Origin of the sequence: Streptomyces zaomyceticus (assembly GCF_014656215.1) — a bacterium.
Taxonomy (GTDB): domain Bacteria; phylum Actinomycetota; class Actinomycetes; order Streptomycetales; family Streptomycetaceae; genus Streptomyces; species Streptomyces zaomyceticus.
Genome location: NZ_BNBZ01000037.1, coordinates 34,130 through 54,481, shown reverse-complemented (window position 1 = coordinate 54,481; position 20,352 = coordinate 34,130). Strand labels below are relative to the sequence as shown.

Sequence of the window (20,352 nt, the reverse complement as noted above, 5' to 3'; positions counted from 1 at the left end):
TCGGACGTCCGTCGGCGCCCGCCGCCCGCGTACGCGAAAGGGCCCCGTCCCGGCGTGCGGAACGAGGCCCTCGGGGTACCGGCGCGCGTCAGCGGCGGGCGACACCCTCCGCGCGGGCGGCGGCGGCCACCGCGGCCGCGACGGCCGGGGCGACCCGCTCGTCGAACGGCGACGGGATCACGCAGTCGGCGGCGAGCTGGTCGCCGACCACGTCCGCGATGGCGTTGGCCGCGGCGATCTTCATGCCCTCGGTGATCCGGGAGGCCCGGACCTGGAGCGCACCGGCGAAGATGCCGGGGAACGCGAGGACGTTGTTGATCTGGTTCGGGTAGTCCGAACGGCCGGTCGCCACGACGGCCGCGTACTTGTGCGCGACGTCGGGGTGGACCTCGGGGTTCGGGTTGGCCATGGCGAACACGAAGGCGTTCGGAGCCATGGACGCGACGGCCGCCTCGGGGACCGTGCCGCCGGAGACGCCGATGAAGACGTCGGCGCCGGCGAGGGCGGTCTCCAGGGAGCCGCTGAGGCCCGCCTTGTTGGTGAGGTCGGCGAGCTCGCGCTTGACCGGGTTGAGGTCGTCCCGGTCACGGCTGACGATGCCCTTGCGGTCGGCGACGGCCACGTCGCCCAGGCCGGCCTCGAGGAGGAACTTGGCGATGGCGACTCCGGCCGCACCGGCGCCGGAGATGACCGCGCGCAGGTCACCGAGGGTCCGGCCAGTCAGCTTCGCCGCGTTACGGAGGGCGGCGAGGGTGACGATGGCGGTGCCGTGCTGGTCGTCGTGGAAGACGGGGATGTCGAGGCGCTCCTGGAGCTTGCGCTCGATCTCGAAGCACCGCGGGGCCGAGATGTCCTCCAGGTTGACGCCGCCGAAGGACGGGGCCAGCCGGACGACGGTCTCGACGATCTCGTCGGCGTCGGTGGTGGCGAGCGCGATCGGGACCGCGTCCACGCCGCCGAACTGCTTGAAGAGGATGGCCTTCCCCTCCATGACCGGGAGGGAGGCCTCCGGGCCGATGTCACCGAGGCCGAGCACCGCCGTACCGTCGGTCACGACCGCGACGACCTGGGACTTCCAGGTGTAGTCGTTGACCAGGTCGGGCTGCTCGGCGATCGCGGTGCACACCTTGGCGACGCCGGGCGTGTACGCGAGGGACAGGTCGTCCTTGTTCCGGACGGGGACGGTGGCCTGAATGGCCATCTTGCCGCCCCGGTGGAGGGCGAAGACAGGATCGAAGGGCTCCTCCGGGGCTCCTTCGGTAGCACTGTCACTGCGAGGATTGACGATCTCCGCTGCCATTGGGTTGACCCCTTAAGTCTGCTTCATTTGAGGGTTGGCCGCTCCTGGTGTGGAGCGGTGGGCGGGTCCCGCGGCCGCCGTGTCTGGTAGCCGCGCGGGCGCGCCGCACAACGCGCCCTGAGCCCCGGATGAGGGGTGTAAGGATCCTTCTTACCGGACGGACGGCACCGGAGACGAGCCCATAAGCACTCGGTGACGCGACTCATACCGAGCGCATCCGGACACGGACGGAGGACGACACGTCACCCCATGTCCATATAGATGCTTCAAGCACCCGATTGGTGGCCTTCGGCTCGTCCGAATGGCGAGATCAACAGGAAATTCTTCGGTGGCGTGGAAGGGATCCAGCAGAAGATCCGGCCCTGATGTACCGGCCTGTTGGCATTCGGGGGTCACCCGTTATCCGATTTTGACATCCATGGCCGTCGGTTTGAGGCGGTCCGAATGGCAAGATGCCGTAATCACACGAGGTCACGACACTCGAAGAGACGTACGTGACCGCCTGGCAACTCCCTCAACGCCGGAGGAACCCGATCATGACCGCACGCTCCACGCGCAGCACGACCGCCAAGACCCGCACTTCCCGTCTTGCCGCGGTCGCCGCCGTCGCGGTCGTCGGCTCCGTGCTGCTGACCGCCTGTGGCGACCAGACCGAGGGCGGCTCCGCCACCCCGACGAAGAGCGGTGACACCGCGTCCGGCAACGCCAACGCCGCTCCGCTCTTCTCCAAGCTCCCCGCCGACATCCAGAAGGCCGGTGTCATCAAGGTCGGCACGGACGCCTCGTACGCCCCCATGGAGTTCACCGAGGGCGGCAAGATCGTCGGTGTCGACCCCGACATCGCCGCGGCCCTGGGCAAGCAGCTCGGCGTCGACTTCCAGTTCACCTCGGGCACCTTCGACGGTCTGATCACCTCGATCTACACCGGCCGGCAGGACCTGATCATGTCCTCGATGACGGACAACAAGAAGCGCCAGGAGGGCCTGGACGACAACGGGAAGAAGATCGGCAAGGGCATCGACTTCGTCGACTACTTCAGCTCCGGCGTCTCCCTCCTGGTCAAGAAGGGCAACCCGCAGGGCATCAACTCCCTCGACGACCTCTGCGGCAAGACCGTGGCCGTCCAGCGCGGCACGATCTACGAGGACACCTTCAAGGCCCAGGCCACGAAGTGCGGTGCCAACAAGCTGACGATCCAGGCCTTCGACACCGACGCCGAGGCCCAGACCCGCGTCAAGGCCGGCGGCGCCGTGGCCGACCTCAACGACTACCCGGTGGCCGCGTACATCGCGAAGACCTCGGGCGGCGGCAACGACTTCGAGGTCGTCGGCAGCCAGAGCGACGTCGGCCTCTTCGGCATCGGCGTCTCGAAGGAGAACACTCAGCTGCGCGACGCCGTCAAGGAGGCGCTCGACGCGATCATCAAGGACGGCACCTACGCCGATGCCCTGAAGAAGTGGGATGTCGAGGACAGCGCCGTCAAGTCGGCCACCGTCAACGCCGGCAAGTGACCTCCCCGCTCCACTGAAGGGCAGTCGTCATGACTGACAAGATCAACAAGGACCCGGCCGCCGCTCCGGCCGGGCCCGGCGCCTCGGGCTCCCCGTACGAGGCGATCAAGGCCATCCCCGTGCGGCACTACGGGCGCTGGATCAGCGCCGTCGTGGTCGTCGCACTGCTCGGCTGGCTCGTCTACGCCTTCTCCCAGGGCAACATCATCTGGGACACGGTGTGGGACAAGTTGTTCGACCCGTCGATCCTCGACGGCCTGGCGAACACCGTGATCATCAGCATCAGCTCGATGGCCCTCGGTCTCGTCCTCGGCATCGTCTTCGCCGTGATGCGGCTGTCCAAGAACCCGGTGACGGGCGCGGTCGCCTGGCTCTACATCTGGTTCTTCCGGGGCACCCCGGTCTACGTCCAGCTGCTGGTGTGGTTCAACCTGTCGCTGATCTTCGAGTACATCAACCTCGGGCCGATCTACAAGAACGAGACCGTCGATGTCATGACGCCGTTCATGGTCGCGCTGCTGGGCCTCGGCCTCAACGAGGGCGCCTACATGGCGGAGATCGTCCGCGCCGGCATCCAGTCGGTCGACGAGGGCCAGACCGAGGCCGCGCACGCGCTCGGCATGTCGCAGACGAAGACCATGGGCCGGGTCGTCCTTCCGCAGGCCATGCGGGTCATCGTGCCGCCGACGGGCAACGAGTTCATCAACATGCTGAAGACCTCGTCACTGGTCTCGGCCGTGCAGTACACCGAACTGTTGCGGGCCTCCACGAACATCGGCAGCACGGCCGGCGCCGTGATGGAGATGCTCTTCGTCGCCTCCATCTGGTACCTGGCACTGACCAGCGTGTTCAGCGTCGGCCAGTACTACCTGGAGCGTCGTTTCGCCCGCGGTTCGCTGCGGAGCCTGCCGCCCACCCCGTGGCAGCGGGTCAAGACGAACCTCACCACGTTCAAGCGTTCCCCGGAGGCATCGGCATGACCGGTCAGCCCATGGTCAAGGCAGAGGGCGTCCACAAGTCCTACGGCGCCGCCCACATCCTCCGGGGCATCGACCTGGAGGTCCAGAACGGTGAGGTCTTCTGCCTGGTCGGTCCGTCCGGCTCCGGCAAGTCGACCTTCCTGCGCTGCATCAACCACCTGGAGCGTGTCGACGGTGGCCGGCTGTCGGTCGACGGCCAGCTGGTCGGCTACCGGGAGAAGAGCGGCAAGCTCTACGAGCTGAAGGACAGCGAGGTCGCCGTCCAGCGCCGCGACATCGGCATGGTCTTCCAGCGCTTCAACCTGTTCCCCCACATGACGGCCCTGGGCAATGTCATGGAGGCCCCGATCCAGGTCAAGGGCGAGTCCAAGGCGGTGGCGCGCGAGCGCGCCGAGCGCCTGCTCGACCGGGTCGGCCTGGGCGACAAGATGGGCAACTACCCGTCGCAGCTCTCCGGCGGCCAGCAGCAGCGTGTCGCCATCGCCCGCGCGCTGGCGATGGAGCCCAAGCTGATGCTCTTCGACGAGCCCACCTCGGCGCTCGACCCGGAGCTGGTCGGTGACGTCCTCGACGTCATGCGGGACCTCGCCGAATCGGGCATGACGATGATCGTCGTCACCCACGAGATGGGCTTCGCCCGCGAGGTCGGCGACTCGCTCGTCTTCATGGACGGCGGCGTCGTCGTGGAGTCGGGCAACCCGCGCGACGTGCTCGGCAACCCCCAGCACGACCGGACGAAGGCCTTCCTCTCGAAGGTCCTCTAGCCGGAAACGGGGAAGGGGCGGTACGGGTCTCCCGTACCGCCCCTTCCCCGTACCGGGGCGTCGTTCCCCCTGCCCGGGAGACCGTTCCCGTACCGGGGAGACCTCCCCCGTACCCGGGACCGGCCCCCGGCTACTTCACGGCGAGGAGCAGGGTGTCGGAGGGCGAGGCCCAGACGGCCCTGGCCTCGCCGAAGCCGGCGGTGCGGAGGGTCTCGGCGTGCCAGCGCGGGGAGGGCATGTCGCCGTCGGCGTGCTCGCCGTAGATCTCGAAGCGGCGGGCGGTGGGCCCGGCGAGGACCGGGTCCGCGGCGGCGAGGGCCCACCACTCGGCCCAGTCCAGGGCGCCGCCGGTCCTGGCGCGGTCCATGACGGCGTGGCGTCGGGCGCGCTCGGCGGCGTTGATGCGGGGGGTGGCCTCGTCGATCATGTGGTCGGCGTTCATGAAGACGCCGCCGTCGCGGACGAGCCCGGCGACCTGGCCGTAGAGGGCCGTCAGGGGCTCGCTGTGGAGCCAGTGGAGGGCGGTGGCGGTGAGGACGGCGTCGTACGAGTCGTGGGGCAGCCGGGCGGCCCACGCGGGGTCCTTGAGGTCGGCGGTCACGAAGGTGACCCGCTCGTCGCCGGCGAAGTACCCCTCGGCGATGGCCAGGAGTGCCGGGTCGAGGTCGACACCGGTGGCGGTCGACTCCGGGAACCTCTTGAGGAGCCGATCCGTGATACTTCCCGTACCGCACGCGAGGTCGAGGACGCGGGGCTTCGGTCCCACCAAGGCCTCGACCATGTCGAGCATCACCCGGAACCGCTCCTCACGGTCCGGCATGTACCACTCCTGCTGACGGTCCCAGCTCTGCTGCCAGCCCGCCCAGTCGGTTCCGGTCATCGCCGCCCCTCCCCCTCTTCGTAATACCCTCGAAGGGGAAACAGCCGTTACCCCTTCCGACCGAGACACTAGCCCGCCGAAGTAAGGACTACAAGTGGAACTGGCCCATTACTCGGATTTCGCCGTACGTCTGGTCAACACCGAGGAGCCGGTCCGGAGCAAGGACTCCCTCACCTCCGTCGAGGTGGTCCGGGACCTCTTCGGCGAGGCCTCCCAGATGGCCCGGCGGGTCACGGAGGCGGACCTGCCCCGCTTCCGCGCGGTACGGAGCCGGCTGCGGGCGGTCTTCACACTGGCCGACGAGGGCGACCACACGGGGGCCGTCGACCTCCTGAACTCGCTCCTCCTGGAGTTCCCGGTCAGCCCCCAGATCTCCGGCCACGACATCCTCGACGAGAACGGCCGCCCCCGGTGGCACATGCACCTCGCCGACCACTCCTCGAACGCGACCACGGGTTACGCCGCGATCTGCGCGATGGGGCTGGCCTTCCATCTGACGGAGTTCGGCGCCGACCGGCTCGGCCTCTGCCAGGCACCGCCCTGCCGCAACGCCTACCTGGACACCTCCACCAACCGCTCCCGCCGCTACTGCTCGGACCGCTGCGCGACCCGCGCCAACGTGGCCGCCTACCGGGCCCGCAAGCGCCTGGAGGCCGACCGGTCGGAGCCCACGGGCCTCAGCGCCGAGAGCAGCCAGGAGAGCCTCACCCCCGGCGACCGCTGACGCCCCGGCGTCACCGGCCGGTAGCGCGCCCGCACCCGCCCGAGAACCAGCTCGGGCGGCACGGCCCCGAAGACCCGGCTGTCGCCCTCGGCGTCCGGGTTGTCCCCCAGCACCCACCAGCCGCCGTCGCGTCGCTCGATCAGCCGCTTCACGATGAGCAGATCCTGCTGGAGCGGATGTTTCAGCACGGCCACACAGCCCGGCCGCAGCCGGCCGCCGTAGTGCACGAGCAGCTGATCGCCGTGGAGCAGCGTGGGCACCATCGACACCCCCGTCACCTCGGCGATCCCGAACGGAGGCCCTGACTCCGTCGCCCGCTCGCGCCCCGATTCCCTCATCCGGCACCTCCCGGTCCGCCCGCGCGTCGACTCGTCCACTCGTACACGAGTCCCATGGTGACCCTGGACTTTTGACCTAAGCCCCAGGGGGCGCCCGCGAAAACGCCCTTCTCACCGAGTAATGTCCCACCTGAGAAGACGATCACGAGGAAGGACGGCTCAATGCTCTCCCGCCTGTTTGCCCCCAAGGTGAAGGTCAGCGCCCACTGCGACCTCCCGTGCGGCGTGTACGACCCGGCCCAGGCCCGCATCGAGGCCGAGTCGGTCAAGGCTGTCCAGGAGAAGTACCTGGCGAACGAGGACGCGCACTTCCGCGCCCGCGCCACGGTCATCAAGGAGCAGCGCGCGGAGCTCGCCAAGCACCACGTGTCGGTGCTCTGGAGCGACTACTTCAAGGCCCCGCACTTCGAGAAGTACCCCGAGCTCAACCAGCTGGTCAACGACACCCTGAAGGCCCTCTCGGCCGCCAAGGCGTCGACCGACCCCAAGACGGGCGAGAAGGCGCTGGAGCTCATCGCCGAGATCGACCGCATCTTCTGGGAGACGAAGAAGGCCTGACCTTCTCTTTCCCGCCCGAAGGGGTACGGCTGCCTGGCAGTCGTACCCCTTCGGGCTTTCCCGGTGTGAATACGGACGTAACCACAGAAGGGTGATCCCATGCGCGTCAAGGCTCTCGACCATCTGGTACTCAACGTGACCGACGTCGAAACGGCGCTCGCGTTCTACACCGGCCTCCTCGGCCTCGCGCCCGAGCGCGTCGAGGAGTGGCGGGCCGGCAAGGTGTCCTTCCCCTCCGTACGCATCGACGAGAGCACCGTCATCGACCTGTTCTCCCGCCCGCGGGGCGAGTCCAACGTCGATCACATCTGTCTGGTCGTGGACCCCCTCGACTGGCAGGAGGTCGTCGACTCCGGGACGTTCGACGTCCTCGAAGGGCCCGTTCCGCGCTGGGGCGCCCGCGGTTCGGCCCAGTCGGTCTACGTCAGGGACCCGGACGGGAACACGGTCGAGCTGCGCTGGTACCCGCAGGACGTCGAGGGGTAGCCGGATGTCGACCCCTCCGTCGCCCCGGCGGCTGACGCCGGAAGGCGCCCGAGCCCTCCAGGGCATGCTGCGGTACGAGATCGGGCCGGGGCTCGACGAGCGTGAACTCGACGACGTCGAGGCGCGGTTCGGATTCTCGTTCGCGGCGGATCACCGGGTCTTCCTCGGCGCCGGACTCCCGCTCGGGACGTCCTGGCCCGACTGGCGCGACGGCGACCCCGGACAGCTGGCCGACCTGCTGGCCCGGCCCGTCGAGGGAATGCTGTTCGACGTGGAGCGCAACGGCTTCTGGCATCCCTCCTGGAGCCCGAGGCCCTCGGGCACCGCCGAGGCGGTGCGGGTCGCCCGGGCCGAGTCGGCGAGCGTGCCGCAGCTCGTCCCCGTCTTCGCCCACCGCTTCCTGCCCGGCACGGCGGGCGAGTGGGGCCACCCCGTGCTGTCCGTCCAGCAGACCGACGTCATCTTCTACGGGAACGACCTCGCCGACTACATCCGGCGCGAGTTCATCGGAGCGTCGAGCGGCCTCACCGCCCACGCCACCGTCGACTTCTGGTCGTACTTCGTCGAGGACGGCGGCTACGACGCCACCGCGCCCACGCCGTACACCCCCTACGCCCTCAGCGCGCGGGAGGCCGTCGAGTGCTTCCGGATGCTGGCCCTCGAGCGCCTGATCGGCCGGCGGCACTTCCCCGAGCAGTTGATCGAGGCGGCTCTGACGGCACTGGTGCTCGACGTGGACACGGAGTCCGTCCCGCTGCTCGCCGGTCTGACCCGGGCGGAACACGATCGCGCCGAAGGCCTCTTCGAGAAGGTGATCGACGAGCTGGGTCTGGCCGACGGCCTCCCCCGGGACGACACGGGTCTCCCGTGGGAGGCCGCGCGGTGGGAACTCGTGCGCTGGTGGCTCCGGCTGATCGTGAACGGCTCCCTCGATCCCGGGGCCGGCGGCGATGTGATCATCCACGAGGGCTGGCGCCCCCTGTCCCGGCCGGCAGGTCTGGCGGCGCTGTTCGCCGGGGTCGAGGCCCACAACGACTGGACGGCGATCCGGGCGGGCACCCGCGCACGGCTCGCGGCGCCGATCGTCACGGAGGCCGAGCGGCTGCTCGCCGGGCCCTGGCCGCCACGAGGCTGAGGCCCACACGGGGGGCTGAGGCTCCCCCGGGCGGCCTGCTCCGGACGCCCCCTCAGTCCTCCACCGGCAGGCTGTAGCGGCGCTTCTCCTTCGACGTGGCGCCCAGCCGGTCGTAGAAGCGGATCGCGCTCTCGTTCCACGCCGGGGTCTGCCACTGGACCTCCGGCAGACCGAGGCGGCCCGCCTCCGCGCGGACCGCTGCCATCAGGAGCGGTCCCAGGCCGTGGCCCCGGGAGGTCTCGGTGAGGTAGAGGCAGTCCATGTGGAGGTACTCCGCGCCGTCCCACGTGGAGAGTTCCGGCGCGCACGTCGCGTAGCCCGCCAGGGTGCCGTCGGGGAGGACGGCGACCAGGCAGCGGAGGCGGGGCGGCTCCGGGCCGAAGAGAAGGCGGCCGAGCCGGTCGGCGAGGCCGGGAGCCGGCGGGTCCCCCTTCTCGTACGCCGCGTGTTCGGCGACGAGTTCCACGACGCGCGGCAGGTCGTCCGGGCGTGCGTGGCGGACCTCTGCCCGCGCCGGGTGTTCGCTCATGCCGTCATCATGCACGGTCCCACCGACAGCTCCGCGGCCGTCCCCTGGCGGCGGAGCCACTCACGGTACGGGGCCGCCCTCAGGGCCACCTCCCGGTAGGCCGAGGCGAGTTCCGCGTACAGCGTGTCCAGGGGCGCCCCGGGCCGCGCGTACAGCAGGAGCCGGACCGCCAGGGGGTCGCCGCGCAGCGGGCGGATCGCCATGTCCTCGCGCGGGGCCGAGGTCGGCTGGCAGGGCGCGACGGCCTCGCCGAGGGCGATGAGCGAGGCCGCCGTGTGGTAGTCGCCGTGCAGCAGCGGCGGGTCGATGCCGGCGGCTTCCAGGACCCGCCGGAGCCCGTCCCACTCGCCGTCCACGGTGGGGTCCACCATCCAGTGGTCGGCGGCCAGGTCGGCGAGGTCCACGACGGGCCGGGCGGCGGCCGGGTGGTCGCGGGCCATGGAGACGAACTGCGGTTCGCGGTCGACCAGGACCCGTCCGTCGAGCCCCTCGGGAACCCTCAGCGGGCAGCCCTCCACCTCGTGCACGAAGGCCACGTCGAGCTGGCCCGCGGCGACGGTACGGAGCAGCGCGTTCGCGGAGACGTCCATCCGGAGGCCGATGTCGGTGCCGGGCAGTCGCTGGCGGAGCCGGCGCAGCCAGCCGGGGAGGGCCCGGCTGGCCGTGGAGCCGACGCGGAGTCCGAGTCCGTCGGTGCGGGCGGCAGCCGCCCGGGTCTCGGTGACGAGCGCGGCCATGTCGGCGACGAGGGGGCGGGCCCGGCTGAGCAGGGAGCGGCCGAGCGGGGTGGGGCGGCAGCCGGTGCGCCCGCGGGAGAAGAGTTCGGCGCCGAGGGAGTTCTCGATGCGGCGCAGCTGGGTGGTCAGCGAGGGCTGGCTCATGCCCAGTTGACGGGCAGCCTTGTGCAGGCTGCCCGTGTCCGCGATGGCGCAGAGCGCGCGCAGGTGTCTCACCTCCAGCTCCATGCCCCGAGGGTAGGGCGGCGCCCTGAGTCGCACCAGATACCCGGAACTCCTCAATCACCTTTCATTACAAGGCAGTTGAGGGCGTTCCAGCATGGTGATGCGGTGGGGCTATCGGTGGTTGACATCATCCCCACACGCCCCGGCTCCCCCGAGACTCTCTCCATCCCCTACAGGAGGAGCCCCCCATGCGTCACCCCAAGGTCCTCACCTCTGTACTGACCGCCACCCTCGGTCTCGGTCTCGCCGTCTCCCTCGGTGCGGCCCCGGCCGGGGCCGTCAACACCGTCCCGGCGGGCAACACCGCCGTCGCGTACGCCGGTTCGGCCGAGGACGCCAAGGCCAACAAGGCCTTCTTCGACGCCGTCGTGAAGTCCGTGGCGAAGAAGCGGGCGGCCAACCCCGGCGCGGCGGCCGTCACCGTCGTCTACAGCGCCTCCAACGCGCCGAGCTTCCGCACCCAGATAGCCCGCTCCACCCAGATCTGGAACAGCTCGGTGGCGAACGTCCGGCTCGTCGAGGGCAGCAACCCCGACTTCCGGTACTACGAGGGAAACGACTCCCGCGGCTCGTACGCGAGCACCGACGGCCACGGCAGCGGCTACATCTTCCTCGACTACCGGCAGAACCAGCAGTACAACTCCACCCGGGTGACCGCCCACGAGACCGGGCACGTCCTCGGGCTGCCGGACCACTACAGCGGTCCGTGCAGTGAGCTGATGTCGGGCGGCGGCCCCGGCACGTCCTGCCAGAACGCGCAGCCGAACTCCCAGGAGCGCTCCCGCGTCGACCAGTTGTGGCGCAACGGGCTCGCCTCCGCCTTCAAGGGCTGAGTGCGCGAGGGAGAAACAGTGCGGCGGCGCCCCCTCCCCGGGGCGCCGCCGTCCTCGTTCCGGGAGCGCCGGAGCGGCTCCGTTCCCGGGCCGCCGGAGCGGCCCTCGGCCTCAGGCCGCCTGAAGCAGCCGGCGGCCGAAGTCGGCGCCGGGCGGAAGCTGGCGCCGGACCCGCTCCAGGGCCCCGTCGAAGTCACCTCCGGCGACACACGATTCGAATGCGGCTCCGCCGCAGTGCAGCGTCAGACTCAGGTCCGCGCGCTCACCGAGCGTCAGCAGACAGCTCAGCGTGGCCGGCTGGGTGGCGCCGTCGATGACGACGGGGAGCGGCAGGTCCCACTCCAGGACGCAGCCGGTGAGGGCCTGCCCGCCCTCGTCGGCCGCGCTGAGCGCGGCGAAGCTCTCGCCCGTGTACTCGATCCCCCTGATCCGGGTGGCCACATGCCGCCCGTCGGCCGTGATGACGATCGCTTCCGCGCCGCTGCGGTCCCGGTACCAGCCGGTCCAGACTTCTGTCGACTCCGATGACATGCGCGGACTGTAGCGGTATGACCGGCTCCGGCGCGCGTCCGGTCACCCTGGGGCCGGACTTCTCCCGATCTCGTCGTTCTTGCCGGTCACGTGCGTGCTCGTCGCTTCCGCACCCACGTCGGCGGTCGCTTCCGCGGCATCGCCGAGACCCGCCTCCGCGGCCTCGTGCAGCGCGCAGTCCGGGTTGCGGCAGGGCTGTACCTCCCACTCCGGCACCCAGGCCCCGAGGACCTTGTGCCGGGTGGCCATCGTCGCTCGCTGCTGCCCGCAGGCCGGGCACCTGTGCTCGGCCCGGGGGTCCCGCGTCGTGCGAGGCTCCTCGTCACCCATACGTCCAGGGTAGGACGGCTCGCACGGGAGCGCTTCCCGCCGTCACCGCTTCCTGGAGTACCTGCGGACGAACACGCCGTTGTCGAAGACGCGCAGGTCCTCCAGTGCGAAGTCGCGGGGCTCGAAGCCGGCGCCGAACATCGGCATGCCGGAGCCGTAGACCTGCGGATAGGTCTTGATGACCAGCTCGTCGATCTCCTCGATGAGTTCACCGGCGATCCCGGAGCCCCCGCAGAGCCAGATGTCGAGGGGGCTGTCCTCGGCCTTGAGCTCACGGACGCGGCCGACGAGGTCGTCGGCGATCAGTTCCACGTCGGGGTGGGGCGACTCGGCCAGCGAGCGGGTGGCGACGAACTCCCTCAGATGGCTGTAGGGGCTGGTGATGCCGACGTCCAGGGCGACCCGGTACGAGCCCGCTCCCTGGACGACGGTGTCGAACCGCTTGTTCTCGACGGTGATCCCGAGCTGCTCCCGGCCCTGGGCCGAGACGGTCTCCGGGTATTCGCCGGTCAGGAACGCCAGGAACTCGGCGTCCACGAACTTGTACATGGAGGTGGCGTCGCCCTTGGGGTCACCGATGAAGCCGTCGATGGTGCAGGCGATGAAGTACGTGAGCTTGCGCAAACCGGTCCTCTTCACATTCGGTGCGTGACTGCGATCGCAACCACGACAGTTATAGTGCTTCACCTGTAGTGGTTACGCAAGCCCTATTTTCGAAGGAGGAGGAACGACGACATGGCGAGAAACCCCGAACGACGCACGGCGCTGCTCGACGCCGCCATCCAGGTCCTGGCGGACGAAGGTGCCCGCGGGCTGACCTTCCGCGCGGTCGACGCCCGGGCGGGGGTCCCCACGGGCACCTCGTCCAACTACTTCCGCGACCGGGACCAGGTGCTCTCCGAGGTCGCCGCCCGGATCTTCGAACGGCTGACCCCGGAGCCAGGCGTAATCGAGGCCGCCATGCTGCCGACGCCGAGCCGCGCCCTGGTCTTCGAGCTCATGCGTCAGGTCGCCCAGCGGCTCACCGCCGAGCGCACCTGCTACCTCGGGCTCTTCGAGCTCCGCCTCGAAGCGGTGCGCCGCCCCGAGCTGCGGACCCAGCTCACCAAGGTGCTCCGGGGCGATCTGGAAGCGAACATCCAGGGGCACCTGGAGGCCGGGATGCCCGGGGACGCGGACACCGTCCGGCTGCTCTACTTCGCCCTCACCGGACTGCTGTTCGACCACTTCACGGTCCCGGACATGCACGGCGACCGGGACCTGGACGACCTGATCGAAACGGTGGTCACCCGCATCGTCCCCGAGGCGTGACGCGCCCCCCGGGCCTCACCGCGTACGACGGGTGACGAACTCCGCGAGCGCCAGCATGTCCCCCGCGGCCGCCGGGTCCGGCACCGCCTGCGCCAGATGCTCCACGGCGCGGCCCATCCGCTCGGCGGCCTGGCCCTGCGCCCAGTCGCGCCCGCCGGCCCGCTCGACCGCGTCCGCCGCCGCGCGCACCGCCGCCTCGTCGAGGACGGGACGGGCGTAGAGCTCGGCCAGCTCGTCCCCCGCCGGCGTGCCCGAGGCGAGCGCCGCCACCACCGGCAGCGACTTCTTGTGCGCGACCAGATCGGCCCCGGCCGGCTTGCCCGTACGGTCCGGGTCGCCCCAGATCCCGATGAGATCGTCGATCAGCTGGAAGGCGAGGCCCGCCTCCCGGCCGAAGGCGTCCATCGCCGCGACCTCCTCGTCGCCCGCGCCCGCGTAGAGCGCGCCGATCGCGCAGGAGGCGCCGAGCAGCGCGCCGGTCTTGGCGGTGGCCATCGCCAGGCACTCGTCGAGGGAGACGTCCCGGGGTGCGCGCCGCTCGAAGGCGCAGTCCGCCTGCTGCCCCGCGCAGAGCTCGATGATGCACGCGGCCAGCCGCGCGGAGGCGGCCGCCGAGGCGGGATGCGGGTCCTCCGCCAGCATCCGCAGGGCGAGCGCGCTCATCGCGTCACCGGCGATCAGCGCGTCCGGGACGCCGAAGACGGTCCAGGCGGTGGGCCGGTGCCGCCGGGTCACGTCCTCGTCGACGATGTCGTCGTGGAGCAGGGTGAAGTTGTGCGCGAGCTCCACCGCGGCCGCGGCCTTCACGGCTCCGGCCTCCTCCGCGCCCAGCGCGCGGGCCGCCGCGAGGACGAGAGCCGGCCGGATGGCCTTGCCCGGCTGTTCCGCGGCCGGTGTGCCGTCGGCGTGCTCCCAGCCGAAGTGGTACATCGCGACCCGCCGCATGGAGCCGGGCAGGGTCTCCACGGTCGAGCGCAGTTGGGGATTGACAGCGGTCCGCGTCCGGTCCAGGAGCCGCACGGCCCCCTGACCGTCGGCGACGGCATCCGCGCCGGTCATGGTCACGGTCACTTCCTTCGTATCCTCCGGGGCGATGCTGTGCGGCGGCGGGCCGGGAACGCCCGGGGGCGGGAGGGTTCGGTCCCCGCCCCGGGGCGTCGTCGGCTCAGCGCCAGCGGCTGACCTCGACGTTCTCCAGGACTCCGAGGGCGTCCGGGACGAGGATCGCCGCCGAGTAGTAGGCCGTGACGAGGTAGGAGATGATCGCCTGCTCGTCGATGCCCATGAAGCGGACGGAGAGGCTGGGCTCGATCTCGTCGGGCAGGCCGGTCTGGTGGAGACCGATCACGCCCTGGTCGGACTCGCCCGTACGCATGCAGATGATCGAGGTGGTCCGGGCGTCCGAGACCGGGATCTTGTTGCACGGGTAGATCGGTACACCGCGCCAGGTCGGGATGCGGTTGCCGTTGATGTCGATGGTCTCGGGCACCAGACCGCGCTTGTTGAGCTCGCGGCCGAAGGCGGCGATGGCGCGCGGGTGGGCGAGGAACAGCTTGGATCCCCGGCGGCGGGAGAGCAGCTCGTCCATGTCGTCGGGGCTGGGGGCGCCGTCGTGGGGCTGGAGCCGCTGCCCGTAGTCGCAGTTGGCGAGGAGGCCGAACTCCTTGTTGTTGACCAGCTCGTACTCCTGGCGCTCGCGGAGCGCCTCGACCGTGAGCCGCAACTGCTGCTCGGTCTGGTTCATCGGCTGGTTGTAGAGGTCGGCGACGCGGCTGTGCACCTTCAGCACGGTCTGGGCGACGCTCAGCTCGTACTCACGGGGCGAGGCGTCGTAGTCGACGTACGTGTGCGGGACGACGGCCTCGCCGACATGACCGGCGGAGAGGTCGATCTCGGCCTCGCCGTACTTGTTGGTCCGCTGGTGGGGCAGTGCGGCCACGCTCGCGAGGTGGGCGGCGAGGGACCCGGCCCGCTCCGCGAGGTTCCGCACGTCGTCCCGGGTGAGCTCGAGGACCGTGCAGGCGGTGGCGGCGCGGGCGGACCACTCCCAGGCGGCGTCGGCGTCGACGAGGGCGGCCTCGCCGAAGTAGGCGCCGTCGGCGAGGACGCCGAGGACGGCCTCGTCGCCGTACGGCCCCTCGCCGATCTGCTCGATCCTGCCGTGCGCGAGGAGGTGGACCCGGTCGGTCGGCTCGCCGGCGACGGCGATCACCTCGCCGGCCGCGTACTCCCGCTGGCGGCAGCGGGAGGCGAGCTCGGCCAGGGCCTCCTCGTCCTCGTAGCCGCGCAGGGCGGGGAGTTCGCCGAGTTCGGCGGGGATGACCGCGACACGCTCTCCGGTCTGGACGAAGGTGACCCGGCCGTCCCCCACGGAGTAGCTGAGCCTCCGGTTCACCCGGTACGTGCCGCCCTGCACCTGGACCCATGGCAGCGCCCGCAGCAGCCACCGTGAGGTGATCTCCTGCATCTGCGGCGCCGACTTGGTGGTCGTGGCGAGGTTCCGCGCGGCGGCGGTGCCGAGACTCTGCTGCGGGGCCTGATCCGCGCGGACCTCGTCGCCAACCGAACCAACGGACATGGAACTCCCTCTCGTATGACTGACTTGCGAGACGAAGCCTTTCAGCACGGAACGTGTCGGCGCCATTACACATTCGAGTGGGACTGTTCGACGATCTTCGGGGCATGTCACGTGATTTCCATCCGAACAGCGGAGTCCCGTCCGCCCCACGGCCCCCTGTCCGGATCGGCTCGCACACCGTCCGAACGGATGGCCCGGAGTGGCGGAATCCGGTACTCCGGACGTTCCGGTACTCCGGAAGCTGCCGGTCCGCCGGGAGCTCACCCCGTCCTCCGAAGGGAGTCGGTCATGTCCCACCCCATGTCCGCGAGCAGATTCCTCCACGCGCTGCGCGACGAGGGCCTCACGGTCGTCCAGGTCGGCGACTGGTCCACCCACAACCGCAACCACAAGGGCCCCTGGGGCCCGGTGCACGGCGTGATGATCCACCACACCGTGACCCGCGGCACCGCGAACACCGTCCGGATCTGCCGGGACGGCTACGAGAACCTCCCGGGACCGCTCTGCCACGGAGTGATCGCCAAGAACGGCACGGTCCACCTCGTCGGCTTCGGGCGCGCCAACCACGCGGGGCTCGGCGACGACGAGGTGCTCCGGGCGGTCATCGCCGAGCAGGGGCTGCCGCCGGACGACGAGGCGACCACGGACGGCAACCGGTACTTCTACGGATTCGAGTGCGAGAACCTCGGGGACGGCCTGGACCCGTGGCCGAAGGTGCAGCTGGAGGCCATCGCGAAGGCGGCGGCCGCGGTGTGCCGGGTGCACGGCTGGACGCAGCGCTCGGTCATCGGTCACCGGGAGTGGCAGCCGGGGAAGGTGGACCCCCGGGGCTTCACGATGGCGTCGATGCGGGAGCGGATCGCCGACCGCCTGAGCTGAACGCGCGGACGCTCCCCCGCGCGCGAAAGGCGCCGGGGACGTACGGAAGGCCTCCCGCGCCGGCCGCGCGGAAGGCACGGACAATGGCCGGGTGAACGCGTTCGACCTCTCCCGCCTGCGGCCCCGGCTCCCCTCACCCCTGGAGCCGGTGGAGGACGAGCGCTTCGCCCGCCGCGGACTCACCCTGCTGCTCAAGCGCGAGGACCTCATCCACCCCGACCTGCCGGGCAACAAGTGGCGCAAGCTCGCGCTCAACCTCGGCGCGGCGGCCGGGCGTCCCGTGCTCACCTTCGGCGGCGCGTACTCCAACCATCTGCGGGCGACGGCGGCCGCCGGCCGGCTGCTGGGCTTCCCCACCGTCGGGATCGTGCGCGGCGACGAGCTGGCCGGACGCCCGCTCAACCCCTCCCTCGCGCGGTGCGCGGCGGACGGGATGCGGCTGGAGTTCGTGGACCGGGCCACGTACCGCGCGAAGAACGACCCCGCCACGCTCGCGAAGTTCCTGGAGCGGGCCCCCGCGGGCGCGTACGTGGTCCCGGAGGGCGGCAGCAACGTCCTCGCCGTCCAGGGGTGCGTGGAGCTGGGACGCGAGCTTCTGGGGGCGGCGGACACGGTCGCCGTCGCCTGCGGCACGGGCGGCACCCTGGCGGGTCTCGCGGCCGGCCTGTCCCCCGGACAGCGGGCGTGGGGCGTCCCGGTCCTCAGGGGCGGTTTCCTGGGCGCGGAGGTCCGCGCCCTCCAGGAGGCCGCGTTCGGCGGGCCGCGCGGCGACTGGACGCTGGACGAACGTTTCCACGGCGGCGGGTACGCGCGCGTGTCCCCCGATCTGGAGGCGTTCGCACGTGACTTCGAGGCGCGGCACGGACTCGCCATCGAGCGGCTGTATGTGGCCAAAATGCTGTACGGCCTCACCACCCTGGCGGAGGAGGGCGCGTTCCCGGCGGGCACCCGGCTCGCGGCGGTGGTGACGGGCGCCCCGGACGGGTCTCAGTCCGCCGCCTCCTCGCGGTAGGCGGCGGCCTCCTCCAGGTCGAGCCGGCGGAGCAGGGTCCGCATCATCTCGTCGTCGATCCGCCGCGCGTCCCGCAGCTGGACGAAGACCTCGCGCTCGGCGTCGATCATCTCCCGCGAGAGCCGCCGGTAGGTGTCGTCCGCGGTCTCCCCGGTGACCTCGTTGACGGCGCCGAGTCGTTCCCAGACGGCGTTGCGACGCCGTTCGAGGACCGTCCGCAGGCGGTCGGCGAGGGGTTGCGGGAGGGCGTTGCGCTCGTCGGCGAGGAGCGCGTCGAGGCGTTCCTCGGCGGCCCGTGAGGCCTCGCTCTGGGCCTGCGCCTCGGCCAGGGTCTCGGCGTACCGGTCCCGCCCGGGGAGCTTCAGGAACCGGATGAGGGGCGGCAGGGTGAGGCCCTGCACGACCAGGGTGCCGATGACGGTGGTGAAGGTGAGGAAGAGGACGAGGTTGCGGGCCGGGAACTCGACGCCGCCGGTGACGACAGGGATGGAGAAGGCGATGGCGAGGGAGACCACTCCGCGCATGCCGGCCCAGCCGACGACGAGCGGCGCCTTCCAGTCCACCCCCGGTTCCCGGTTCCGGACGCGGCCGGAGAGCCGTGGCAGGAAGGTCGCCGGGTACACCCAGACGAACCGGACGACGACCACGGCGACGAAGACCCCGACCGCGTACCCGACGGCCTCCCCCATGCCGTACTGCCCGAGGCCCTGGACGACGTACGGCAGTTGCAGGCCGATCAGGGCGAAGACGGCGGATTCCAGGATGAAGGCGACCATCTTCCACACGGCCTCCTCCTGGAGCCGGGTCGCGAAGTCGACCTGCCAGGCGCGGTGCCCGAGGAAGAGACCGACCACGACGACGGCGAGGACTCCGGAGGCGCCGACCTCCTCGGCCGCCGCGTAGGCGACGAAGGGGATGAGGAGGGAGAGCGTGTTCTGGAGGAGGGAGTCGCCGAGGCCCCGGCGCAGCCAGTGGATCGGCACCATCAGGACCAGGCCGACGCCGATGCCGCCGAGGGAGGCCAGCGCGAACTCCCCCACGCCGCCCGCCCAGCTGATCCCCTCGCCGACGGCCGCCGCGAGGGCGACCTTGTACGCGGTGATGGCGGTGGCGTCGTTCACCAGGGACTCCCCCTGGAGGATCGTCGTGATCCGGTTCGGCAGACCCAGCTTGCGGGCGATGGCGGTGGCCGCGACCGCGTCCGGCGGGGCGACCACCGCGCCGAGCACCAGCGCGGCGGTCAGCGGCAGATCGGGGACCAGGACGTACGCGAGCCAGCCCACGGCCACGGTGGCGAAGAGGACGTATCCGACGGAGAGCAGCGCGACGGGCCGGATGTTGGCCCGCAGGTCGAGGTACGAGGAGTCGACCGCGGCCGTGTAGAGGAGCGGGGGCAGGATCAGCGGCAGCACGATGTGCGGGTCGAGGGTGTAGTCGGGAACCCCCGGGACGTACGAGGCGGCGAGGCCCACGGCGACCAGGAGCAGCGGAGCGGGCACCGGTGTCCTGCGGGCGAGACCCGCGATCGCGGCGCTCGCCGCCACCAGCGCCACCAGCTGCAGTGCGTCCATGCCCGACCCCGTCCAGTGCCGCAACGTAACCTGGCCATCATGAGCGAGTGCCCCCACGTTGCCGAAATGCCGCGCCCCGAACCGGTGCCGCTGGCCGACACCTGCCCGGAATGCCTGGCGGACGGCACGCACCCGGTCCAGCTGCGGCTCTGTCTGAGCTGCGGGCACGTGGGCTGCTGCGACTCCTCGGCGGGGCAGCACGCGACGGGGCACTTCTCCGCGACGGGGCACCCGGTGATGCGGACCTTCGAACCGGGCGAGGCCTGGCGCTGGTGCTTCGTGGACGGCTCGATCGTCTGAACCGCCGGGCCGGGGACGCCCGGACCGGGGTGCGCCGGACCGGAGTCGTCGGCTTGTCGGGTCTTCCGAAAGGACGACCGTCCGGGGATTCGGCCGTCCGAAGATTCGCCCGCCCCTCGGTTGGGTACGTCACCCCTCCGCCGGTCGCTCGCTTTCGGCCCCGCAGACCTCTACCCACCGTCCGCACCCATGGGCCTACCATGGGTGACGACCGGTGACAGGGGGGCCGGTGGGGGCGGAGGCTCACGGCGACACGGCGGGACGGATCGCGATAGCGTCACGGCGGACTGCGCAGCCCCCTGCGCACCGCCCGGTTCGGGGGTCTCTCCCCCCGAGCCCCGAATGAGCTTGTGCCACCTTGGAGGTGAGGGTGTCCCAGATCGCAGGCGAGCCCGGGACCCAGGACTTCGTGGAAGTCCGGCTGCCCGCTGCGGGTGCCTATCTGTCCGTGCTGCGTACGGCCACGGCCGGCCTCGCGGCGCGCTTGGACTTCACCCTCGACGAGATCGAGGACTTGCGGATCGCGGTCGACGAGGCCTGCGCCATCCTGCTCCAGCAGGCCGTGCCGGGGTCCGTCCTCAGCTGCGTCTTCCGGCTGGTCGACGACTCCCTCGACGTGACCGTCTCCGCCCCGACCACCGACGGTCGGGCGCCCGAGCGGGACACCTTCGCCTGGACGGTGCTGTCGGCACTGGCCGGGAAGGTGGAATCGTCGGTGGCCGACGACCGTACGGTCTCGATCAGCCTGTACAAACAGCGCGGCGCGGGGCCAGGCCCCGCGTGAGGCGCGGGGACGCGACGGCCGGCATCCCTGAGCAGCAGGCACGGCCGTATGAGGTC

Annotated in this window: 24 protein-coding genes; 13 read left to right on the top strand and 11 right to left on the bottom strand. The window is 71.0% G+C overall.

The features are described from left to right. Positions 1–88 precede the first annotated feature (88 nt). Complete coding sequence (locus IE311_RS31830) at positions 89–1,300, bottom strand: NAD(P)-dependent malic enzyme (protein WP_189835327.1); 1,212 nt, start codon at positions 1,298–1,300, stop codon at positions 89–91. 536 nt (positions 1,301–1,836) lie between these two features. On the opposite strand from IE311_RS31830, the gene IE311_RS31825 reads away from it, so the two are divergent. Genes IE311_RS31825 through IE311_RS31815 form a run of 3 tightly spaced genes read left to right on the top strand, consistent with a single transcriptional unit; the run spans position 1,837 to position 4,555 of the window. Further along, positions 1,837–2,811 carry an ABC transporter substrate-binding protein gene (locus IE311_RS31825; protein WP_189835326.1) on the top strand — a complete coding sequence of 325 codons (975 nt, stop codon included), beginning with the start codon at positions 1,837–1,839 and terminating at the stop codon, positions 2,809–2,811. A gap of 29 nt (positions 2,812–2,840) precedes the next feature. Next, the gene (locus tag IE311_RS31820) at positions 2,841–3,791 is read left to right on the top strand and encodes an amino acid ABC transporter permease (RefSeq protein ID WP_189835325.1); all 951 of its coding nucleotides are present in this window, start codon (positions 2,841–2,843) and stop codon (positions 3,789–3,791) included. After that, positions 3,788–4,555, top strand: coding sequence for an amino acid ABC transporter ATP-binding protein (locus tag IE311_RS31815; protein ID WP_308439846.1), 768 nt, complete (start codon positions 3,788–3,790; stop codon positions 4,553–4,555). The genes IE311_RS31820 and IE311_RS31815 overlap by 4 nt, the downstream gene beginning before the upstream one ends. A 130-nt stretch (positions 4,556–4,685) precedes the next feature. Here the strand turns inward: IE311_RS31815 and IE311_RS31810 are convergent, their stop codons facing one another. Beyond that, positions 4,686–5,435: a class I SAM-dependent methyltransferase gene (locus IE311_RS31810; RefSeq protein WP_189835324.1), complete on the bottom strand. Its 750-nt coding sequence runs from the start codon at positions 5,433–5,435 to the stop codon at positions 4,686–4,688. Positions 5,436–5,529: 94 nt separating this feature from the next. Here IE311_RS31810 and IE311_RS31805 point away from each other — a divergent pair, with 94 nt between their 5' ends. Continuing rightward, a complete protein-coding gene (locus tag IE311_RS31805; RefSeq protein WP_189835323.1) occupies positions 5,530–6,159 on the top strand; it encodes a CGNR zinc finger domain-containing protein in 630 nt (209 codons plus the stop codon). Here IE311_RS31805 and sodX read toward each other — a convergent pair. Next, positions 6,063–6,497 (bottom strand): nickel-type superoxide dismutase maturation protease, encoded by a 435-nt coding sequence (gene sodX, locus IE311_RS31800; protein ID WP_189835322.1) that lies wholly within the window; start codon positions 6,495–6,497, stop codon positions 6,063–6,065. The genes IE311_RS31805 and sodX overlap by 97 nt on opposite strands. 162 nt (positions 6,498–6,659) lie before the next feature. On the opposite strand from sodX, the gene sodN reads away from it, so the two are divergent. The 3 genes from sodN to IE311_RS31785 all read left to right on the top strand — a co-directional run bounded on the left by sodN (position 6,660) and on the right by IE311_RS31785 (position 8,676). After that, positions 6,660–7,055, top strand: coding sequence for a superoxide dismutase, Ni (sodN, locus tag IE311_RS31795; RefSeq protein ID WP_015036129.1), 396 nt, complete (start codon positions 6,660–6,662; stop codon positions 7,053–7,055). Between the two features lie 99 nt (positions 7,056–7,154). Beyond that, positions 7,155–7,541 carry a VOC family protein gene (locus IE311_RS31790; protein ID WP_189835321.1) on the top strand — a complete coding sequence of 129 codons (387 nt, stop codon included), beginning with the start codon at positions 7,155–7,157 and terminating at the stop codon, positions 7,539–7,541. A gap of 4 nt (positions 7,542–7,545) precedes the next feature. Next, on the top strand, positions 7,546–8,676 hold the full coding sequence (locus tag IE311_RS31785) for a hypothetical protein (protein WP_229902289.1): 1,131 nt from the start codon (positions 7,546–7,548) through the stop codon (positions 8,674–8,676). Positions 8,677–8,728: 52 nt separating this feature from the next. Here IE311_RS31785 and IE311_RS31780 read toward each other — a convergent pair whose 3' ends face one another. Together IE311_RS31780 and IE311_RS31775 are read right to left on the bottom strand one after the other, a co-directional pair. Next, positions 8,729–9,205, bottom strand: a complete 477-nt coding sequence (locus tag IE311_RS31780; RefSeq protein ID WP_189835320.1) for a GNAT family N-acetyltransferase — start codon at positions 9,203–9,205, stop codon at positions 8,729–8,731. Next, entirely contained in the window at positions 9,202–10,170 is a 969-nt protein-coding gene (locus IE311_RS31775; protein WP_189835319.1) for a LysR family transcriptional regulator, read from the bottom strand. Before IE311_RS31775 ends, IE311_RS31780 begins: the two co-directional genes overlap by 4 nt. 185 nt (positions 10,171–10,355) lie before the next feature. Between IE311_RS31775 and snpA the strand changes: the two genes are divergently transcribed. Beyond that, a complete protein-coding gene (gene snpA, locus IE311_RS31770; protein ID WP_189835318.1) occupies positions 10,356–11,000 on the top strand; it encodes a snapalysin in 645 nt (214 codons plus the stop codon). A 111-nt stretch (positions 11,001–11,111) separates the two neighbouring features. On the opposite strand, the gene IE311_RS31765 is transcribed toward snpA, so the two are convergent. The 3 genes from IE311_RS31765 to IE311_RS31755 are packed head-to-tail and all read right to left on the bottom strand — an operon-like array spanning position 11,112 to position 12,485. After that, positions 11,112–11,531 (bottom strand): DUF6304 family protein, encoded by a 420-nt coding sequence (locus tag IE311_RS31765; protein ID WP_189835317.1) that lies wholly within the window; start codon positions 11,529–11,531, stop codon positions 11,112–11,114. A gap of 42 nt (positions 11,532–11,573) precedes the next feature. Further along, the gene (locus tag IE311_RS31760) at positions 11,574–11,861 is read right to left on the bottom strand and encodes a hypothetical protein (protein ID WP_229902288.1); all 288 of its coding nucleotides are present in this window, start codon (positions 11,859–11,861) and stop codon (positions 11,574–11,576) included. Between the two features lie 42 nt (positions 11,862–11,903). After that, positions 11,904–12,485 (bottom strand): dihydrofolate reductase family protein, encoded by a 582-nt coding sequence (locus tag IE311_RS31755; RefSeq protein WP_189835316.1) that lies wholly within the window; start codon positions 12,483–12,485, stop codon positions 11,904–11,906. A gap of 111 nt (positions 12,486–12,596) precedes the next feature. On the opposite strand from IE311_RS31755, the gene IE311_RS31750 reads away from it, so the two are divergent. Then, on the top strand, positions 12,597–13,172 hold the full coding sequence (locus tag IE311_RS31750; RefSeq protein ID WP_189835315.1) for a TetR/AcrR family transcriptional regulator: 576 nt from the start codon (positions 12,597–12,599) through the stop codon (positions 13,170–13,172). A gap of 15 nt (positions 13,173–13,187) precedes the next feature. On the opposite strand, the gene IE311_RS31745 is transcribed toward IE311_RS31750, so the two are convergent. Continuing rightward, a complete protein-coding gene (locus IE311_RS31745) occupies positions 13,188–14,231 on the bottom strand; it encodes a family 2 encapsulin nanocompartment cargo protein polyprenyl transferase (protein ID WP_189835343.1) in 1,044 nt (347 codons plus the stop codon). Between the two features lie 106 nt (positions 14,232–14,337). Continuing rightward, a complete protein-coding gene (locus IE311_RS31740; RefSeq protein ID WP_189835314.1) occupies positions 14,338–15,750 on the bottom strand; it encodes a family 2B encapsulin nanocompartment shell protein in 1,413 nt (470 codons plus the stop codon). A 288-nt stretch (positions 15,751–16,038) separates the two neighbouring features. Between IE311_RS31740 and IE311_RS31735 the strand changes: the two genes are divergently transcribed. Together IE311_RS31735 and IE311_RS31730 are read left to right on the top strand one after the other, a co-directional pair. Further along, positions 16,039–16,629: an N-acetylmuramoyl-L-alanine amidase gene (locus IE311_RS31735; protein WP_189835313.1), complete on the top strand. Its 591-nt coding sequence runs from the start codon at positions 16,039–16,041 to the stop codon at positions 16,627–16,629. Positions 16,630–16,720: 91 nt separating this feature from the next. Beyond that, the gene (locus IE311_RS31730) at positions 16,721–17,641 is read left to right on the top strand and encodes a 1-aminocyclopropane-1-carboxylate deaminase/D-cysteine desulfhydrase (RefSeq protein WP_189835312.1); all 921 of its coding nucleotides are present in this window, start codon (positions 16,721–16,723) and stop codon (positions 17,639–17,641) included. Here IE311_RS31730 and IE311_RS31725 read toward each other — a convergent pair. Next, positions 17,617–19,212 (bottom strand): Na+/H+ antiporter, encoded by a 1,596-nt coding sequence (locus IE311_RS31725; RefSeq protein WP_189835311.1) that lies wholly within the window; start codon positions 19,210–19,212, stop codon positions 17,617–17,619. The genes IE311_RS31730 and IE311_RS31725 overlap by 25 nt on opposite strands. 39 nt (positions 19,213–19,251) lie before the next feature. Between IE311_RS31725 and IE311_RS31720 the strand changes: the two genes are divergently transcribed. Both IE311_RS31720 and IE311_RS31715 read left to right on the top strand, forming a co-directional pair. Further along, the gene (locus IE311_RS31720) at positions 19,252–19,512 is read left to right on the top strand and encodes a UBP-type zinc finger domain-containing protein (RefSeq protein WP_189835310.1); all 261 of its coding nucleotides are present in this window, start codon (positions 19,252–19,254) and stop codon (positions 19,510–19,512) included. Positions 19,513–19,882: 370 nt separating this feature from the next. After that, positions 19,883–20,296, top strand: a complete 414-nt coding sequence (locus IE311_RS31715) for an ATP-binding protein (protein WP_019889334.1) — start codon at positions 19,883–19,885, stop codon at positions 20,294–20,296. Positions 20,297–20,352: the final 56 nt, after the last annotated feature.

Excerpts from the sequence above, each read along its gene's own strand:
- IE311_RS31830 (WP_189835327.1), bottom strand. The coding sequence starts at position 1,300 with ATGGCAGCGGAGATCGTCAATCCTCGCAGTGACAGTGCTACCGAAGGA.
- IE311_RS31825 (WP_189835326.1), top strand. The coding sequence starts at position 1,837 with ATGACCGCACGCTCCACGCGCAGCACGACCGCCAAGACCCGCACTTCC.
- IE311_RS31820 (WP_189835325.1), top strand. The coding sequence starts at position 2,841 with ATGACTGACAAGATCAACAAGGACCCGGCCGCCGCTCCGGCCGGGCCC.
- IE311_RS31815 (WP_308439846.1), top strand. The coding sequence starts at position 3,788 with ATGACCGGTCAGCCCATGGTCAAGGCAGAGGGCGTCCACAAGTCCTAC.
- IE311_RS31810 (WP_189835324.1), bottom strand. The coding sequence starts at position 5,435 with ATGACCGGAACCGACTGGGCGGGCTGGCAGCAGAGCTGGGACCGTCAG.
- sodX (WP_189835322.1), bottom strand. The coding sequence starts at position 6,497 with ATGAGGGAATCGGGGCGCGAGCGGGCGACGGAGTCAGGGCCTCCGTTC.
- sodN (WP_015036129.1), top strand. The coding sequence starts at position 6,660 with ATGCTCTCCCGCCTGTTTGCCCCCAAGGTGAAGGTCAGCGCCCACTGC.
- IE311_RS31790 (WP_189835321.1), top strand. The coding sequence starts at position 7,155 with ATGCGCGTCAAGGCTCTCGACCATCTGGTACTCAACGTGACCGACGTC.
- IE311_RS31785 (WP_229902289.1), top strand. The coding sequence starts at position 7,546 with ATGTCGACCCCTCCGTCGCCCCGGCGGCTGACGCCGGAAGGCGCCCGA.
- IE311_RS31780 (WP_189835320.1), bottom strand. The coding sequence starts at position 9,205 with ATGAGCGAACACCCGGCGCGGGCAGAGGTCCGCCACGCACGCCCGGAC.
- IE311_RS31775 (WP_189835319.1), bottom strand. The coding sequence starts at position 10,170 with ATGGAGCTGGAGGTGAGACACCTGCGCGCGCTCTGCGCCATCGCGGAC.
- snpA (WP_189835318.1), top strand. The coding sequence starts at position 10,356 with ATGCGTCACCCCAAGGTCCTCACCTCTGTACTGACCGCCACCCTCGGT.
- IE311_RS31765 (WP_189835317.1), bottom strand. The coding sequence starts at position 11,531 with ATGTCATCGGAGTCGACAGAAGTCTGGACCGGCTGGTACCGGGACCGC.
- IE311_RS31760 (WP_229902288.1), bottom strand. The coding sequence starts at position 11,861 with ATGGGTGACGAGGAGCCTCGCACGACGCGGGACCCCCGGGCCGAGCAC.
- IE311_RS31750 (WP_189835315.1), top strand. The coding sequence starts at position 12,597 with ATGGCGAGAAACCCCGAACGACGCACGGCGCTGCTCGACGCCGCCATC.
- IE311_RS31745 (WP_189835343.1), bottom strand. The coding sequence starts at position 14,231 with ATGACCGGCGCGGATGCCGTCGCCGACGGTCAGGGGGCCGTGCGGCTC.
- IE311_RS31740 (WP_189835314.1), bottom strand. The coding sequence starts at position 15,750 with ATGTCCGTTGGTTCGGTTGGCGACGAGGTCCGCGCGGATCAGGCCCCG.
- IE311_RS31735 (WP_189835313.1), top strand. The coding sequence starts at position 16,039 with ATGTCCCACCCCATGTCCGCGAGCAGATTCCTCCACGCGCTGCGCGAC.
- IE311_RS31725 (WP_189835311.1), bottom strand. The coding sequence starts at position 19,212 with ATGGACGCACTGCAGCTGGTGGCGCTGGTGGCGGCGAGCGCCGCGATC.
- IE311_RS31720 (WP_189835310.1), top strand. The coding sequence starts at position 19,252 with ATGAGCGAGTGCCCCCACGTTGCCGAAATGCCGCGCCCCGAACCGGTG.